Origin of the sequence: Ignatzschineria rhizosphaerae (assembly GCF_022655595.1) — a bacterium.
GTDB lineage: Bacteria > Pseudomonadota > Gammaproteobacteria > Cardiobacteriales > Wohlfahrtiimonadaceae > Ignatzschineria > Ignatzschineria rhizosphaerae.
Genome location: NZ_CP093379.1, coordinates 1,459,739 through 1,475,158, shown reverse-complemented (window position 1 = coordinate 1,475,158; position 15,420 = coordinate 1,459,739). Strand labels below are relative to the sequence as shown.

Sequence of the window (15,420 nt, the reverse complement as noted above, 5' to 3'; positions counted from 1 at the left end):
AAGAGATGGATATATTTATTAGTTAAAAAGAAAGAAATCGCTCATTTATATATCTAAAAAGAAGAGCCCTGATGGATGGTCATCAGGGCTTTTTTTATTAATATACCCTTTTCTATAAAGGGAGGTTAAATACAAAACGATTATTGTGGAAGTTTAGGGTAAGCAATACAGACAGACTTTAATTCTGTAAAGCTCTCTACGGCGGTTTTCCCAAATTCTCTCCCGATACCTGATTGCTTCACGCCTCCAAATGGCATGGCAGGATCTATTAAAACATGGGCATTAACCCAAACCGTTCCAGCTTCTATTTTAGGAACAATCTGCATTGCCTCATTAAGATTGTGGGTCCAAATACTCGCCGCTAAGCCATATTCCGTCTCATTAGCAAGTTTGATAACTTCTTGAGTTTCTTTAAAGGGGATAAGCGCTACAACAGGGCCAAATACTTCATCTACTAAAATTCGTGCCGATGGTTTGATATCGGTAATGATGGTCGGCGGAATATAGAAACCAGTAGAATCTTCTGGAATAGCTCCGCTTAAAATGGTTGCGCCTTCTGCTTTAGCTTTTGCGATATGGGCTTTAATGCTTGCTTGCTGCTTGGCAGAGACCACAGGGGAGATTTGTGTTTTTTCATCAAGCCCATCTCCTACCACGAGATTTTTAATCACTTTAGAAAGCTCAGTTTTAACTTCCTCATAAATATTTTCATGAAGATAAATGCGAGATGCAGCAGCGCAAACTTGGCCTGAGTTTAAAAATGCACCGATCATAATGCCATCAACAGCTTGCTTTATAGGGATATCATCCATGATAATCATCGGGTTTTTCCCCCCTAATTCTAAGGAGAAGTGCGCCATATGTTCAACAGCGGCTTTGCCTACCTTTTTCCCTACAGCGGTAGAACCTGTAAAGGTGACTTTACGAATGGTGGGATGCTCAACTAATTGCTGCCCAATATCGCCATCAGCGCCGACCAATACATTAAATACCCCTTTAGGAACGCCAGCTTCGATTGCAAGCTTTGCTAAAAATAGAGCTGTAAGAGGTGTCTCTTGAGCCGGTTTTAAGACTACAGAGCAACCTGCGGCAAGGGCGGGAACACTTTTCCATGCGGCAATTGAGAGCGGAAAATTCCAAGGAGCGATAGCGCCGACAACACCGATAGGCGATCTTTTAGTATAAGAGGTAAAATCTGTAGAGGAGGAAGGGATAGAGATATCGAAGGTATCACCGGTAATTTTCGTACACCAGCCTGCAATATAGCGGATATATTCTGCGGTAGATCCCACTTCTATGGCTCTTGCCATACGAATACATTTTCCTTGGTTTAAGGTTTCTAGTTGTGCCAATGTCTCTTGATGCTCGATAAGTAGTTCAGAGAGTTTATATAAAACTCTTTCTCTTTCCGCAGGGCGCATATTCGCCCATCTGCCATCAATAAATGATTCATGGGCACATTGCACAGCTTCTTCTAAATCCTGCTTACTGCAGATAGGAACGCTAGCAATGGCAAGACCTGTTGCCGGATTAAAAATCTCTAGGGATTCCTGTGTTTTTGTGGTAATGACTTTGCCATTAATGAATGAACCTAATGGCTGTTGTAAAAAATTAAGGGTCGCTTGAGATAAAGTCGTCTTCATAGATAATTATCCTCCAGATATGATAGATTAATAATCAATAATCCCCATTAGCGGGGAATATATTAATATTTTTTTTATTGGTTATTTCAGTATTGATGATTATATGGCAGAAAGATAGTGTTTTATGAAGTAGTCACTTTTTATATCCCATAAAACTTAGGCTTTAATATTCTGTTTTCAAAATAATTTTTTATTTATCCAGAAACTTAAAAGAAATTTTCATCCTTTTTATTAAAAAGGATATTTAAAGCATAGACTTAGCTTTGATCTTTATCTGCTTTTTTGCCCTTTACGATCACTTTATTGCACATTGTTAATACTCATGATTTTAATTTGATGAAAGTCATAGGTTTATGCGATTTTTCTGATAAAAGTAGATTAAATTTTATTTGATGAAATGTCATTTTATGCAAAAAATATTTCAAGTGATTGATAAACAATGTCTATTTTTAAACATACCTTTATAGTCTGTTTGTCAATCCCCCATTGGGATAGCATTCTGTGATTTCTTACTTTCAGGTAGACTGAAAACCATCAAGTTTATAGGGTTTAACGAAATTTTAAGCATTATTAAGCTGGTTTAAAGGGGAAGAAAATATGAAGAAAATCATCAGTTGGTTAGTCGCCATAGGAGTGATTGGATTTTTGGCAGCGTATGCCGGTTCATCATTCATTATGAAATCACGAAAAGCACCTGAATCTGAGGTTGCGGCATTAAAATATGACGAAGCATTAATAAAAAAAGGAGAATATCTCGCAAGATTATCAGATTGTGCTGCATGTCATAGTGTTCCTGGCGATGCAGAATATGCCGGAGGACTTGCAATGCAGACGCCTTTTGGCGCTATTTATTCAACCAATATCACACCAGATGCAGAAACTGGGATTGGTAATTATAGTTTAACGGAATTCACCAATGCGGTGAAACATGGTGTTAGAAAAGATAATGCACCGCTTTATCCGGCAATGCCATATACCTCATATACGATTATGTCTGATGATGATATGCAGGCGATGTATGCTTACTTTATGGAAAAAGTGCCGGCAGTTAAAAAAGCTAACGCACCAAGCACTTTTCCTTGGGTGATGAGCATGCGTTGGCCGGTTGCTTATTGGCAGTTCTTATTCTCGCCGATTAGAGACTTTGAACCCAATCCTGCTTTAACAGAGCTTGAAAATCATGGGGCATATTTAGTTGAAGGACCGGGACATTGTGGTGCATGTCATACGCCGCGCGGGATTGCTTATCAGGAGAAAGCGCTCTCAAATGATTCAGACCTTTATTTATCTGGTGCTTTAATTGATGGCTGGAGAGCAAAAAGCCTTCGTGGGGAAGTACAAGGTTTAAAACTCTGGAGCGATGGCGACATTGTAGAGTTCTTAAAAACAGGACGAACCGATAAAGTGATCGCTTTTGGTGCAATGACCGATGTTGTCGAGCATAGTTCGCAATATTGGAGTGAGAGAGATTTAAATGCAACGGCGGCTTATTTAAAACAGTTAACACCAGCGCCTAATAAGATTTTAGAATTACCGAAAAAAGAAGATACAACAACAGATCTGCTTCTTTCTGGGAAGTATAAAGATCCCGGTGCGATTTTATATGTCGAGCATTGTTATACCTGTCACCGCGCAGATGGTGAAGGGGTGTCAAGAATTTTCCCGGCACTTAATTTAAATAGTGCCGTATTAGCTAATAATGCGCAATCTGTAATTCAGGTGACTTTAGAGGGCGGTAAAATGCCGGAAACACCAGCGGATAGAATGGCATTTACTATGCCGGCATTTAATCACTTAAGTGATGATGAGGTGGCGATTATTATTAACTTTATTCGAAATAGCTGGAATAACACTTCTCCTGAAGTATCGGCAGAAGATGTTGCTGAAATTCGTCAGTTCCTTCGTCATAAAGCACCGAATATCACATTGAATTAAGGGAGAGCAGAAATATGAAAGCGAATAAAAATATGAAATACCGTTCGAATATGGCAACCTCGCTGTCTCAATTAAAAAGAGGATTACTATGTTCTTTGATTGCTAGCGTGATGTTTGTTGGTTCTACAGTAACGGCAAATGAATTAACAGAGGCTGATCCTGATCGTTTTGCGATGGTAGATAAAGAGGGGAATGATCTAGGTTGGTATACCGTACCATCAGATCTTGAGATCTTAAAAGAGCCTAATTCTGATGAGATTATGTACGGAAAACTTCTTTTAAATGAAACAAAGAGAATGCTCCCTGATAATGTCGGGGCAACGATGAACTGTAATAGCTGTCACGTTGCTGAAGGAAAGGCAAACTTTGGCGCGCCTTACCTCACAACATCTCATCAATATCCAAAAGTAATGCCAAGAGCTGGGAAAATGGTGGATTTAACAGGGCGTATTAATGGTTGTTTCCAGCGTTCAATGAATGGAAAACCGCTTCATCCTGAATCACCAGAAATGAAGGCGATGCTCGCTTATATGGATTGGTTAAGTCAATCACAACCAGAAGGCGCAAAGGTGGATATTATCAATGCGCCGCTCGTGGATGAGAGCTTAGTTCCTGATCCTGTTAATGGTCAATTAGTCTATGAGGCGCAATGTGCAACCTGTCATGGGGATCAAGGGGAAGGTTTAAAAGATAAACGTGGAAATCTCATCTTCCCACCACTTTGGGGGCCTGAATCCTTCAATATTGGCGCTGGTATGGCAAGAACTTATAAAGCTGCAAGCTTTGTAAAATTCAATATGCCTATGGCGGTTAGTAAAGAGGGCGCTTGGGGACAGGGCGGTGTTTTAACAGATCAAGAAGCCATTGATGTTTCTGAGTACTTTACCCATCTACCAAGACCTGATTTTGAAGGGAAAGTCAATGACTGGCCTAATGGTAAAAAGCCAAAAGATGCTCGTTATTAACCCTAAAATAAGGAGTTATCTAGTAGCTAATAAGACGGATTTAAAATAGTTAATGAAATGTATGATTGGTGTCAATATATGTAAATATCATACTTGAGGTATTGATCTAATCCCGTCATATTATAGATGCATTCCTAGCCAAGCACTCCGATAAAGACTTTGTCCCCGGGGTGCTTTTTTTATGGGAGTTCATATTAGGGTTTTCTTTTAGATAAAGAAAACCCCAAGCCTTTTAATGAAGGGCTTGGGGAAATAGTGACTTTAAGAATCACTTTAAGTAATCGGTTAATTACCGTTAATTAGGATGAATTGGGGATCGACCTAAGAGAAGCGTTTCTGCTAAATCTAGTTCATAGAGTATTTTAGCGTAGAGCTCAGTACTGAGTTTATTATGAGAGTTGAGTTCATAGAGCTTTCTTCTTTCGGCGCGTACTGCCGCAAGCCTAATATGAATTTCTATTGCATCATTCTCTTTGGTATTTTGAATCATATGATTAACTTGTTGAATTTCTCCAATCACCTGATTCATGATCTGAGTAACCGTATCTTGTTCATCATCTAACTCAGCCTCCCCCTCTTTATTGCTCTGTAGAGTCGCCGCTGTTTTACGAGCAGCTTCAATTGCCGCTGTTGCAATCTCAGTTCTCACCGTTTGCTCTTCTGCATTGGTTTCTAAGGCAATTTTAGGCGCTTCATTCTCTGCTTTTTTCTTCCGTAGTAATACGGGAAGAATTAACGCCGCGCTTATTAGCGAAAGAATAATAATGCCGGCTGCTAAAAAGATCACTTGGTAACGTGCAGGAAAAGGAATATCGGGGTTTGTAGAGATCAGCAGGGGAATAGAGAGTGCCGCTGCTAATGTTACCGTACCGCGAACGCCGGATAAGGTCATAATGACAATCTCTTTAATCGTAAGACTAGCAAACATCATGGGCTTTTTAAACGGGGTATAAGGGCTGAGGACTTTGAGTAAGAAGATCCAGAGAAAACGTAATAACATCAACGCAAGGTAGATTAGTAAAATATCGCCAAGAAGCGTTGTAAAGGTTGTAGAGGGGTCGATGAGCGCATCAGAGTATGTCTCTTTAAAAATGGCCGGGATTTGTAAGCCTAGCATTAAAAAGACAGCCCCATTTAAGAGGTATTCTAATAATCCCCAAGTGGTATTTGCCCGTAACCTCATTTGAACCGGCGTTGTTTGGAAGAACTTTGAGTAATTGACGGTCATCCCGGCAACAACCGCTGATAAAATGCCGGAGAATTCTAAAATCTCGGCAATGGCATAAGCCCCAAAAGGAAGTAGTAAGAGTAGGATCATCTGGGAGCCCATCTCATCATTTTGAGATTTGGTAATTAATAAAATAAATTTAATATAGAGCCATGCAAAGGTGATCCCTACAATAATGCCGCCCACGGCCATTTTTAAGAAAGAGACACTTAAAATGACATAATCGTTTGCGGTTGTTAGTGCGGTAACGCCTAAGGCCACGGCAATTGCAAATTTTAAAGAGACCAGTGCTGAGGCATCATTCATCAGCGCTTCGCCTTCTAATACTTGCATTAATTTATGCGATAGGCGACCTTTCCCTACAATACTAGAAAGGGCTACGGCATCGGTAGGGGATAAAACAGCGGCAAGTGCAAAGGCGACAGGAAGCGACATTTCTGGCATAAAGAAGTAAATCACATAACCAAGTCCCACGACAGTCACAAAGACAAGGACTAGCGCTAAACTAATAATTTCCCGGCCTGAGTGGATAAAATCTTGCAGCGGCATTTTTCGGCCATCTTCAAATAGTAATGGCGGAATAAAGAGCAGCATAAATAGTTCAGGATCAAAAGTGACATGAAAACCATTATGTGGCCAAGAGACAATCGCTCCTAAAATAATCTGGATAAAGGGGAGCGGGAACTTAAATGGGAGAAGCTTATGGACGGTGCTCGATAATGCGATTAGCAAAATGATGACAAAAATCGTGATAAAGATACTCATAAAATGGCTCGCCGTTTTAGGGAATATAAATTAAAAGAAGAGGAATGATCTCACTCTAAAATGAAAGAAATTTTAAAAAAGCTTATGAGTTAGCAAGTTCAGGGTGATGGTACAAAATATCATGATAACCTCCCAGATTGGTGGCATTACTAAAACCTTGTTGCTCTAAGGCGTAAGTGGCAAATCCAGAACGAACGCCAGCTGCGCAATAAAGGCCAATCTCCTGATCTTTAGAGGAAACATGTTTGAAAATCTCTTGTAAAATATTTTGATATTCAATCAAAATAGCGCCCTTTAAATGCCCTTGAGCAAATTCTTCGGGAGTTCTAACATCTATGATTAACATAATGATTTTCCGTAATAGGTAAAATAGGCATTTTATCATGCTTATAAGGGTTGTCATATAAGCATTTACAGTCATTTATTGACGATTTTATAAAGATTCTTTCAGATCTTGTAAAACTTATGGTAAGTTAATGAGGGATGGTTTTAGTTGCATTGCAATAGCTTCTATTTAAGCTTGCAGAGTACGCATTTGTGAAGAATCATCTAACCTTAAAGCGCAGTAAAAATATATTGCCATAATAATAAGTAAGTGATGACCAATTAAAAGAGGATTTATACCCATCTATTTGGTATTTGTTGATATAATTTATAATTAGTTATATTTAATATCAATGATCTATGTGTGATATTTCATATAGGATATGATGGTGTAACTTGTCGCGTAGTTTGAAGCTTTGATAAGAAAGTAGTGATAAATAGAGGATATTACAATAATGAGCAATCATAAAGATGATCTAAAGCAGCGTTTAACCGCAATGCAATATCATGTGACCCAAGAAAATGGCACAGAGCCACCATTTCGTAATGAATACGATCAACATTTTTCTCCAGGTATTTATGTGGATATTGTTTCAGGAGAGCCGCTTTTTTCCTCATTAGATAAATTTGATGCAGGTTGTGGTTGGCCTGCATTTTCTAAACCCTTACAAGCAGAAGAAGTGACAGAACACGATGATCACTCTTATGGCTATCACCGAACAGAGGTGAGAAGTCAAAGCGCAGATTCCCATTTAGGTCATGTTTTTGAAGATGGACCTCAAGCGTTAGGGGGACTGCGTTATTGTATTAACTCAGCAGCATTACGCTTTATTGCAAAAGAAGATTTAGAAAAAGAGGGCTATGGAGAGTATCTCTCCCTCTTTTTATAAGAAAACGCTTAGTTATAAGGCAAGATTCCTTGTCCTGAGGGACTTAGCATAAATATTTAGAACTTTTCTTGTCTTGTAGTGGTAAAAAATGTTATTAATGCTAATCCTAAGAATTTTTACAATAATTCATATATGAGAAGTAACTATACAAAATAAGGTGCATTAAGGATCGGGATAGTAGTGCTTTTTTAGCATCAATACTACCTGAGTGACTTATATAAAAATTCAGGGACATCGATTATTGTTGAAAGTGGGTATTCCTTTGGAGGAATAAACTTTCAATAAAATGTTTTTAAATAGATTGTTTTTATATATAATGATTCTACTGTTTATGAATAAGCAGTGGGGAACTTACAAAAAGGGTATTAGATAATCATGCTTAATATTGAAGAGATGAGAGCGGGAGCTCTTGAAGCGACAACATTTTTAAAGCGTTTTGGAAATGAGGATCGTCTGCTTCTTCTTTGTCATTTAAGTCAAGGCGAGTATTCGGTCTCTGTTTTAGAAGAGATTACTGGAATACAGCAGCCAACTTTATCACAACAACTGGGTGTTTTACGCGAAGATAATTTAGTAAAAACTAGACGCGATGGTAAATGGATCTACTACTCTGTGGATGACCCCAAAGTCTTAACATTATTACAATGTGTTTATCAACTATTTTGTCCTAAGGGGAAAGCATCATCATGACATGGTTTTCGTTACCAGCTTTGTTAGGCGGTATCGTAATTGGGTTTTCGGGGTTACTACTATTGATAGGAGTTGGCCGCATAATGGGGGTAAGTGGGATATTAAATAACTTACTTTCAAAAAAAGGAATGACAGATTGGCGATTACTCTTTGTGGTGGGGCTTTTAATCTCACCATGGATCTATGATGTCGTTATAGGATCGTTACCATCAGTAGAAGTCACACAATCAGTACCACTACTGATTATTGCCGGATTATTGGTCGGGATTGGCTCGGCATTAGGCTCTGGATGTACTAGTGGACACAGCATTTGTGGTATTTCTCGTTTAGCACCCAGCTCATTGATCATCACAGGACTTTTTATGCTCTCTGGTGGTATTGCTGTCTTTATTTTAAAACACCTGATAGGAGGATAAGATGCGTTTAATCATCCCCTTTATTTCAGGATTGTTATTTGGCGTGGGTTTACTCTATTCAGGGATGGCAGATCCGCAGATTGTTCAAGGATTTTTAGATCCTTTTGGGGATTTTAATCCTGCACTTTTATGGGTGATGGTCGGTGCGTTGTCTGTTTCTGTGATAGGGGTTATCATCGCGCGTATTCGCCGTAAAACATTATTAGGAGAGCCTTTACTTTTTCCTGTCAATAGTAAGATTAATAAAGAACTGGTTCTGGGTGGCTTACTTTTTGGAGCAGGTTGGGGGTTAGTCGGGATTTGCCCAGCACCTGCTTTGGTATTATTAGGAAGAGGGATGTGGGAAGGGGCTATTTTCATCTTAGCGATGATTGTAGGGATGAAGGTCGTCGCTTATTTTAAACGCTAAAATTTGTGGTATTTTGATCGCTGTGAGATAGGTTCCCAATCTTTTCTTGTTTTAAAGGAAGCATGATTGAATGCTTCCTTTTTTGTTGCGCGTTTAATCATAGATAGCTATCTATTTAAAGTAGAGCGGTGATAGATAAGGAATCAAAAATGAGGGCGATTATGAATCGTTATAAGGTCGGAAAATCCTAAAACAAACAATCATTAAATATAACGTATTTATTTTATTAAATGTTTCTACAGTTTTTTTAAAATATTTGGCTTATTAATAATAAAAATTGTAAATGTTAGTTTTTTATCTATTTGACTCAAATGGCGTTTTGTATATTTTAGTTGTTTATTGTAGTTGTTATTCAATAATATTATCGATTATATTTATTATCCTTATATACTAATTTTATAGCTGTATTTAATGACTTCTTCAATAAATATTTTATGTTTGATGATATTGAATAAAGTACTTAATTAAGAAGCGTGGATTTATGTTTGGATATTTTAATATTTTATTATAGGAATAATGAATTATGAAAAAATTAACATTGGCTTTAGCGGCATCAGCATTATTATCTTCAGCAGCATTTGCACAAAGCAATACAGCTTCTAACTTTATTGAGTTTTCAGGTGAAGTAACTGAAGCTGCATGTAGCGTAACTGCAGGTACTGTAAACCTTAACTCTTTAACAACAAGAGCATTAAAAGATGATGGAGATGCAGGTCCATGGGGCACAGCATATATCGACTTCTATGGTTGTGAATTAGAAGGTAAAGCAGAAGGTGGTGGCGATCTTAAAAGTGTGAAAATTGAAGTAACACCAGGCGCTCCAGATGACACTAACGATGCACTTTGGAAAAACTTAGGTACAGCTAAAAACGTTGGTGTTGAAGTTGAAATGGCAAACACTAAAATTACTCCAGCTGGAAACATCGGAACAGGCATTACTGCTGACCTTACTGAAGCTGGTGCGAAAGTAGAAGTTCGTGGTCGTACTGTAAAAGTTGGTGCTGATGCTTCAACTGCAGGTAGTGTAAATACGAGAGTAAACTTCGTAGCTTCATTCCTTTAGTAGATTTGGTATTAGTTATTTAATAATTTGTAGGATTTTATCGCGTTGTTTACAGTATTAGGAGAAAATACTGTTATGAATATCCATCGAAAAACAAAATTAACGCCGTTTCATCGAGAAGAGATTTGGCGATTACATCATCAAGAAAAATTTACCGTAACCTATCTAGCTGAGCGTTTTATGGTAAGCAGACCTACGATCTATAAAGTACTAAAACAAGGTAGATTGAACTTGTTTGTGCCATTAGCTAGTAAAAATGAACGTTATAGAACAATTAAGTATGGCATTAAACGTCTTGCAAAGATTGAAAAATCTATTGAAGAGAAACTTAAAAAGAGGGCTAAACGTTATAACAAAAACTATCCTGGCGAGATGGTCCATGTGGATACTAAACGGCTCCCTCTTTTAAAAGGGGATCTTAAAAATCGCACTAGAGAGTATTTATTTGTAGGAATTGATGATTTTTCAAGAGAACTTTATGCCGGTATTTATCCTGATAAATCACAGTTTAGTGCTGCTGAATTTCTTCGATGGGATCTGTTAGAACAGTGTCCCTATACTGTAGAATGCACCTATTCGGATAATGGTCGTGAGTATAAAGGTACATCAGAACACGCCTTTGTCGAAATGTGTCTAACACATAAGATTAATCAAAAGTTTACAAAGCCAGCTTGCCCTCAAACGAATGGAAAAGCAGAAAGAGTCATTCGAACACTCATGGAAATGTGGCATAATCAGGAAGAGTTTATCAGTTCAGATGATCGGAAAAAGAAGCTAAAACGATTTTTGAACTATTACAACACAGTAAAACCTCATAAGGGTATTAATGGTTTAACGCCTTATGAAGTTTTAGAAAATTATTTTAACACTGAAGTGTAAACAACCCGCCGATTTCTAACATCTTATAGCATGCTGTATGGTAGCCGTTATAAGCAGGTTGATCACCAAGTCACCTATCGTGGACAAGGCTTAGGAGGAAACTATTCTATCGGGGGATCATTAAATCATCAACGAGATTTAAGCGGATCGATGGATCATAGGCTAAATGCGACCTATAACGCGAATACGGGCTATGGTCAGTTTATGATGATGGCAGACTACTCAGATTATCGTAAAGGTCTTCGTACAAGTTTTGATAGCTCATTAACGCTTACACAACATGGTATTGCAACGCATGAGCGAGTTTATGGCGATGGAAGTCGCTTGATATTAGATGCCGATGCACCTGGCATTCCGGTGCAAGGGGGACGAAGCGTTAGTAATACTTTCGGTCTGATTGGTTTAGGGAATACTTCCAGTTATTATCGTGGAAGTTATGCGGTTGATAACGATAACCTGCCGGAAGATGTTGAGATTCAAGATGGAATTATTGAAGTTGCGATGAGTGATGGCGCAATTGCTTACCGCTCTTTAAATGGTGTCAGTGGCGGAAAGGCGGTTGCAAGAATCTCATTAGCTGATGGCTCTTATCCTCCTTTTGGTGCTATTGTTTATCGTAAAAATGGCAATGAACAAGAAATTGCTATTGTGGCAGAAGAAGGTTTAACATACCTTACGGGACTTAATAATCATGCTGAGTTCCTGATCAAATGGAATGGATCAAAATCATGTCAGTTAAAAATAAACTCAATTGATGCCAATGAGCTTAACAACTTAATTTGTTACTAGGATGTAAAAAATGATGATGAAAAAAACAGTACTATTCTTAGCAGGATTATTATTAAATGATGCTTATGGCCAGCTCAACTTTGAGCGCTCACGTATTATTTTTGATGCCGGGCAAAAAAACTCACAATCATTAGTGGTGAGTAATATTAGTGCCGATACGCCTTATCTTGCACAGACCTGGATTGAAAATGATCGAGGAGAAAAAGTGATTACTCCCCTTGCTGCTTTGCCTATTTTGCAAAGAATTAACCCTAAACAAGAAAAGCAAATTAAGATCAGTTTTATAGGGTCAGGCGCTGAGTTAGCACCTGATCGTGAATCGCTGTTTTTTATCAATATATTAGGGCTTCCTCCTAAAGGGAAAGAGAGTCAAAGTACGGTGAGTATTGTGATTCAATCAAAAATTAAAGTGTTTTATCGCCCTAAAGGATTACCTGCTTATATGTTAGAAATCGGCGGGTTGTTTACACTTCAGTGTTAAAATAATTTTCTAAAACTTCATAAGGCGTTAAACCATTAATACCCTTATGAGGTTTTACTGTGTTGTAATAGTTCAAAAATCGTTTTAGCTTCTTTTTCCGATCATCTGAACTGATAAACTCTTCCTGATTATGCCACATTTCCATGAGTGTTCGAATGACTCTTTCTGCTTTTCCATTCGTTTGAGGGCAAGCTGGCTTTGTAAACTTTTGATTAATCTTATGTGTTAGACACATTTCGACAAAGGCATGTTCTGATGTACCTTTATACTCACGCCCATTATCCGAATAGGTGCATTCTACAGTATAGGGACACTGTTCTAACAGATCCCATCGAAGAAATTCAGCAGCACTAAACTGTGATTTATCAGGATAAATACCGGCATAAAGTTCTCTTGAAAAATCATCAATTCCTACAAATAAATACTCTCTAGTGCGATTTTTAAGATCCCCTTTTAAAAGAGGGAGCCGTTTAGTATCCACATGGACCATCTCGCCAGGATAGTTTTTGTTATAACGTTTAGCCCTCTTTTTAAGTTTCTCTTCAATAGATTTTTCAATCTTAGCAAGACGTTTAATGCCATACTTAATTGTTCTATAACGTTCATTTTTACTAGCTAATGGCACAAACAAGTTCAATCTACCTTGTTTTAGTACTTTATAGATCGTAGGTCTGCTTACCATAAAACGCTCAGCTAGATAGGTTACGGTAAATTTTTCTTGATGATGTAATCGCCAAATCTCTTCTCGATGAAACGGCGTTAATTTTGTTTTTCGATGGATATTCATAACAGTATTTTCTCCTAATACTGTAAACAACGCGATAAAATCCTACAGCTTATAAACATAATGGTTGGGTAGAAGAATTGGTTGTTAAAAAGTCTGGAAATACCTTAACGATAGAAAATCCAACGCCTTACTATAATGTTATTTATGCTTTAACGGATAATTACCAAAAGACATTAGAAAAAGAGATTAATTTAAAACCTTTTAGTACTGAGTCACTTACAACGCATGTAGGTAATAAATTTACCATGTTGTTGATCGATGATTATGGTGGCGTTTTAAAGATGAATTACAACTGTAATGGTGGCGTTTGCTCAGGTACTCGAGTGAAGAAATAATAAAGGAGAAGAAGATGAGAAAAGTATTGTTTTACCCCATTTTTTCTTAATTTTATTGTTAGGAACAAAGGCCTATGCAAATACTTGTAGATTCCATAGTTCGAGTCTTTTTCCAGATTCAAATATGAGATTTGATATTACTCAGAATACGTCTATAAACCAACTGGTCAGTGTCACTTTTGAGTGTGAAGTTGGTGCAAGAATTACATGGTATCAACAGCGAGAAGATACTTATGGTACGCAACCTAAAATAGATCGATTACTTGATGACCTCGGGATTACAAATGATGCGGATCGGATGCTGGGAGTAACGGTTCATTTACAATATAGAAAAAACTTTGGTGATACAGAGAATGAAAACCTTGATCATATGCAGTTAGATTATGGTTTGAAGAATATTGTAGTTCAAGCTGGGAATCAGATGTCTAAGACGCCTTACAAAGGTTTCTACACCCTCAATGTCTTTGGTTATGCTTCCGTTATAAGTAATAAGTCTTCAATCTATACTTTGGATTATTCAGATATTAAACCAGTTGTTGAAATGGGAGGTGTTTTAACTACGTTTGCCGTTAATTTTAGAAGAGACCCTAATTTACCTGATCCAGAAGTCTGTGTCCCTGAATATTTCTATTATGTTGATAAAACAAACATTGATTTTGGGACAGTCCCAAGTACTTTTTTTGATGGTGGAAATAGAAAACAGGAAGATATTCATTTTCGATTGGTGAGAAAGCAAGATCCTAATTGTGATGAAATAGAGATTACACCTAAAGTTAAGATTGAAGCGCCTTTTGGTGAGGATGTTCTTAGTACTTCAGAGGATAAGTCAATTCTAAAAAATGGCACAATGTTATCTTTGGTATATCTTGATGATAAAGGTGATAAGCCTATGAATTATAATCAAGGGTATGACATGGGGAAAATTGGTGGCAAAAATCAGTGGGATCCATTAGATGTAGATAGGTATATTCGTGTTATTTGGAGTAAAGCGGATGGACAAACAGTTAAAAGTGGGCGCTGGAATGCAACGATGAAATATGAGATCTATTTCCCGTAATATTAGAATTAAAGCTCTAGAATAATAAATTTTGTTTTGTTCTTTTATTGAATATTGAAGTATTCATTAGAAAAAGAATTGATAATACCCACTAGGTATACAAAAAGGAGGCTTTTTATAAAGCCTCCTTTTTATGGTTTTTCTGATTATTTAATGGATAAATATTGCTAATATCGGTTAGTCATCTCTTTAAACGATATAAGTTCGATATTAAATATGCTTACGGTTAAAGAGTTCAAGAGAATTAATGATCTCTTGCTCAGCTGCTGCTTTATCGCCATAACCATCAAGTTTTACCCATTTTCCTTTCTCTAAACCTTTATAGTTTTGGAAGAAGAACTCAATTTGGTCAACAAGTAATTTTGGAAGATCATTGAGATCTTTGATGTCATCGTACATTGGGCAGAGCTTGCTAACCGGTACAGCGATCAATTTCGCATCGCCACCTGATTCGTCAGTCATATTAAGAACCCCAAGCGGGCGGCAACGAACGACAGAACCATGGATCAATGGAAATGGTGTCACAACTAATACATCAAGTGGGTCGCCATCATCACAAAGGGTATTGGGGATAAAGCCATAGTTTGCAGGGTAACGCATATTCGTTCCTACAAAGCGGTCAACCCAGATGAGATCTGTATCGTGATCTACTTCATATTTTACAGGATCAGATTCCGCTGGAATCTCAATCACGCAGTTAAAGTCTTCTGTAATTTTCGCTAAATCATTAGCAGCTGGAACTTTGGCAAAACTCATATTCTTAG

At 37.6% G+C, this 15,420-nt stretch carries 17 protein-coding genes; 12 read left to right on the top strand and 5 right to left on the bottom strand.

What is annotated here, in order from left to right; translation table 11 throughout:
• Positions 1 to 140: 140 nt before the first annotated feature.
• Positions 141 to 1,643 carry an aldehyde dehydrogenase family protein gene (locus MMG00_RS06365; RefSeq protein WP_242153016.1) on the bottom strand — a complete coding sequence of 501 codons (1,503 nt, stop codon included), beginning with the start codon at positions 1,641 to 1,643 and terminating at the stop codon, positions 141 to 143.
• Between the two features lie 597 nt (positions 1,644 to 2,240).
• On the opposite strand from MMG00_RS06365, the gene MMG00_RS06360 reads away from it, so the two are divergent.
• The gene (locus MMG00_RS06360; protein ID WP_242153013.1) at positions 2,241 to 3,578 is read left to right on the top strand and encodes a cytochrome c; all 1,338 of its coding nucleotides are present in this window, start codon (positions 2,241 to 2,243) and stop codon (positions 3,576 to 3,578) included.
• Positions 3,579 to 3,688: 110 nt separating this feature from the next.
• Positions 3,689 to 4,543: a c-type cytochrome gene (locus MMG00_RS06355; protein ID WP_242153344.1), complete on the top strand. Its 855-nt coding sequence runs from the start codon at positions 3,689 to 3,691 to the stop codon at positions 4,541 to 4,543.
• A gap of 295 nt (positions 4,544 to 4,838) precedes the next feature.
• Here the strand turns inward: MMG00_RS06355 and MMG00_RS06350 are convergent, their stop codons facing one another.
• Both MMG00_RS06350 and MMG00_RS06345 read right to left on the bottom strand, forming a co-directional pair.
• Positions 4,839 to 6,536 (bottom strand): Na+/H+ antiporter, encoded by a 1,698-nt coding sequence (locus tag MMG00_RS06350; RefSeq protein WP_242153011.1) that lies wholly within the window; start codon positions 6,534 to 6,536, stop codon positions 4,839 to 4,841.
• Between the two features lie 82 nt (positions 6,537 to 6,618).
• Positions 6,619 to 6,882: a rhodanese-like domain-containing protein gene (locus MMG00_RS06345; RefSeq protein WP_242153009.1), complete on the bottom strand. Its 264-nt coding sequence runs from the start codon at positions 6,880 to 6,882 to the stop codon at positions 6,619 to 6,621.
• A 433-nt stretch (positions 6,883 to 7,315) separates the two neighbouring features.
• On the opposite strand from MMG00_RS06345, the gene msrB reads away from it, so the two are divergent.
• The 8 genes from msrB to MMG00_RS06305 all read left to right on the top strand — a co-directional run bounded on the left by msrB (position 7,316) and on the right by MMG00_RS06305 (position 12,477).
• A complete protein-coding gene (gene msrB, locus MMG00_RS06340; protein WP_242153006.1) occupies positions 7,316 to 7,750 on the top strand; it encodes a peptide-methionine (R)-S-oxide reductase MsrB in 435 nt (144 codons plus the stop codon).
• Positions 7,751 to 8,125: 375 nt separating this feature from the next.
• Entirely contained in the window at positions 8,126 to 8,440 is a 315-nt protein-coding gene (locus MMG00_RS06335; protein ID WP_242153003.1) for an ArsR/SmtB family transcription factor, read from the top strand.
• Positions 8,437 to 8,856, top strand: a complete 420-nt coding sequence (locus tag MMG00_RS06330; RefSeq protein ID WP_242153000.1) for a YeeE/YedE family protein — start codon at positions 8,437 to 8,439, stop codon at positions 8,854 to 8,856. Before MMG00_RS06335 ends, MMG00_RS06330 begins: the two co-directional genes overlap by 4 nt.
• Before the next feature lies 1 nt (position 8,857).
• Positions 8,858 to 9,265, top strand: a complete 408-nt coding sequence (locus MMG00_RS06325) for a DUF6691 family protein (RefSeq protein ID WP_242152997.1) — start codon at positions 8,858 to 8,860, stop codon at positions 9,263 to 9,265.
• A 523-nt stretch (positions 9,266 to 9,788) separates the two neighbouring features.
• Positions 9,789 to 10,328 (top strand): fimbrial protein, encoded by a 540-nt coding sequence (locus tag MMG00_RS06320; protein WP_242152995.1) that lies wholly within the window; start codon positions 9,789 to 9,791, stop codon positions 10,326 to 10,328.
• 75 nt (positions 10,329 to 10,403) lie between these two features.
• Entirely contained in the window at positions 10,404 to 11,207 is an 804-nt protein-coding gene (locus MMG00_RS06315) for an integrase core domain-containing protein (RefSeq protein WP_242153261.1), read from the top strand.
• Positions 11,208 to 11,237: 30 nt separating this feature from the next.
• On the top strand, positions 11,238 to 11,996 hold the full coding sequence (locus tag MMG00_RS06310; RefSeq protein ID WP_242152992.1) for a fimbria/pilus outer membrane usher protein: 759 nt from the start codon (positions 11,238 to 11,240) through the stop codon (positions 11,994 to 11,996).
• 10 nt (positions 11,997 to 12,006) lie between these two features.
• On the top strand, positions 12,007 to 12,477 hold the full coding sequence (locus MMG00_RS06305) for a fimbrial biogenesis chaperone (RefSeq protein WP_242152989.1): 471 nt from the start codon (positions 12,007 to 12,009) through the stop codon (positions 12,475 to 12,477).
• Here the strand turns inward: MMG00_RS06305 and MMG00_RS06300 are convergent.
• Complete coding sequence (locus MMG00_RS06300; protein WP_242153261.1) at positions 12,461 to 13,264, bottom strand: integrase core domain-containing protein; 804 nt, start codon at positions 13,262 to 13,264, stop codon at positions 12,461 to 12,463. The genes MMG00_RS06305 and MMG00_RS06300 overlap by 17 nt on opposite strands.
• A gap of 77 nt (positions 13,265 to 13,341) precedes the next feature.
• Here MMG00_RS06300 and MMG00_RS06295 point away from each other — a divergent pair, with 77 nt between their 5' ends.
• Entirely contained in the window at positions 13,342 to 13,599 is a 258-nt protein-coding gene (locus MMG00_RS06295) for a fimbrial biogenesis chaperone (RefSeq protein ID WP_242152986.1), read from the top strand.
• A 124-nt stretch (positions 13,600 to 13,723) separates the two neighbouring features.
• Positions 13,724 to 14,656 carry a hypothetical protein gene (locus MMG00_RS06290; protein WP_242152983.1) on the top strand — a complete coding sequence of 311 codons (933 nt, stop codon included), beginning with the start codon at positions 13,724 to 13,726 and terminating at the stop codon, positions 14,654 to 14,656.
• A gap of 210 nt (positions 14,657 to 14,866) precedes the next feature.
• On the opposite strand, the gene ppa is transcribed toward MMG00_RS06290, so the two are convergent.
• Entirely contained in the window at positions 14,867 to 15,412 is a 546-nt protein-coding gene (gene ppa / locus MMG00_RS06285; RefSeq protein ID WP_242152981.1) for an inorganic diphosphatase, read from the bottom strand.
• Between the last annotated feature and the right edge of the window lie 8 nt (positions 15,413 to 15,420).

What these genes read in the sequence shown, in the direction of transcription:
- MMG00_RS06350 (WP_242153011.1), bottom strand. Translation starts at nt 6,536, where the DNA reads ATGAGTATCTTTATCACGATTTTTGTCATCATTTTGCTAATCGCATTA.
- MMG00_RS06290 (WP_242152983.1), top strand. Translation starts at nt 13,724, where the DNA reads ATGAGATTTGATATTACTCAGAATACGTCTATAAACCAACTGGTCAGT.
- MMG00_RS06300 (WP_242153261.1), bottom strand. Translation starts at nt 13,264, where the DNA reads ATGAATATCCATCGAAAAACAAAATTAACGCCGTTTCATCGAGAAGAG.
- MMG00_RS06305 (WP_242152989.1), top strand. Translation starts at nt 12,007, where the DNA reads ATGATGATGAAAAAAACAGTACTATTCTTAGCAGGATTATTATTAAAT.
- MMG00_RS06355 (WP_242153344.1), top strand. Translation starts at nt 3,689, where the DNA reads ATGTTTGTTGGTTCTACAGTAACGGCAAATGAATTAACAGAGGCTGAT.
- MMG00_RS06315 (WP_242153261.1), top strand. Translation starts at nt 10,404, where the DNA reads ATGAATATCCATCGAAAAACAAAATTAACGCCGTTTCATCGAGAAGAG.
- MMG00_RS06330 (WP_242153000.1), top strand. Translation starts at nt 8,437, where the DNA reads ATGACATGGTTTTCGTTACCAGCTTTGTTAGGCGGTATCGTAATTGGG.
- MMG00_RS06310 (WP_242152992.1), top strand. Translation starts at nt 11,238, where the DNA reads ATGCTGTATGGTAGCCGTTATAAGCAGGTTGATCACCAAGTCACCTAT.
- MMG00_RS06335 (WP_242153003.1), top strand. Translation starts at nt 8,126, where the DNA reads ATGCTTAATATTGAAGAGATGAGAGCGGGAGCTCTTGAAGCGACAACA.
- MMG00_RS06360 (WP_242153013.1), top strand. Translation starts at nt 2,241, where the DNA reads ATGAAGAAAATCATCAGTTGGTTAGTCGCCATAGGAGTGATTGGATTT.
- MMG00_RS06320 (WP_242152995.1), top strand. Translation starts at nt 9,789, where the DNA reads ATGAAAAAATTAACATTGGCTTTAGCGGCATCAGCATTATTATCTTCA.
- MMG00_RS06345 (WP_242153009.1), bottom strand. Translation starts at nt 6,882, where the DNA reads ATGTTAATCATAGATGTTAGAACTCCCGAAGAATTTGCTCAAGGGCAT.
- MMG00_RS06325 (WP_242152997.1), top strand. Translation starts at nt 8,858, where the DNA reads ATGCGTTTAATCATCCCCTTTATTTCAGGATTGTTATTTGGCGTGGGT.
- msrB (WP_242153006.1), top strand. Translation starts at nt 7,316, where the DNA reads ATGAGCAATCATAAAGATGATCTAAAGCAGCGTTTAACCGCAATGCAA.
- ppa (WP_242152981.1), bottom strand. Translation starts at nt 15,412, where the DNA reads ATGAGTTTTGCCAAAGTTCCAGCTGCTAATGATTTAGCGAAAATTACA.
- MMG00_RS06365 (WP_242153016.1), bottom strand. Translation starts at nt 1,643, where the DNA reads ATGAAGACGACTTTATCTCAAGCGACCCTTAATTTTTTACAACAGCCA.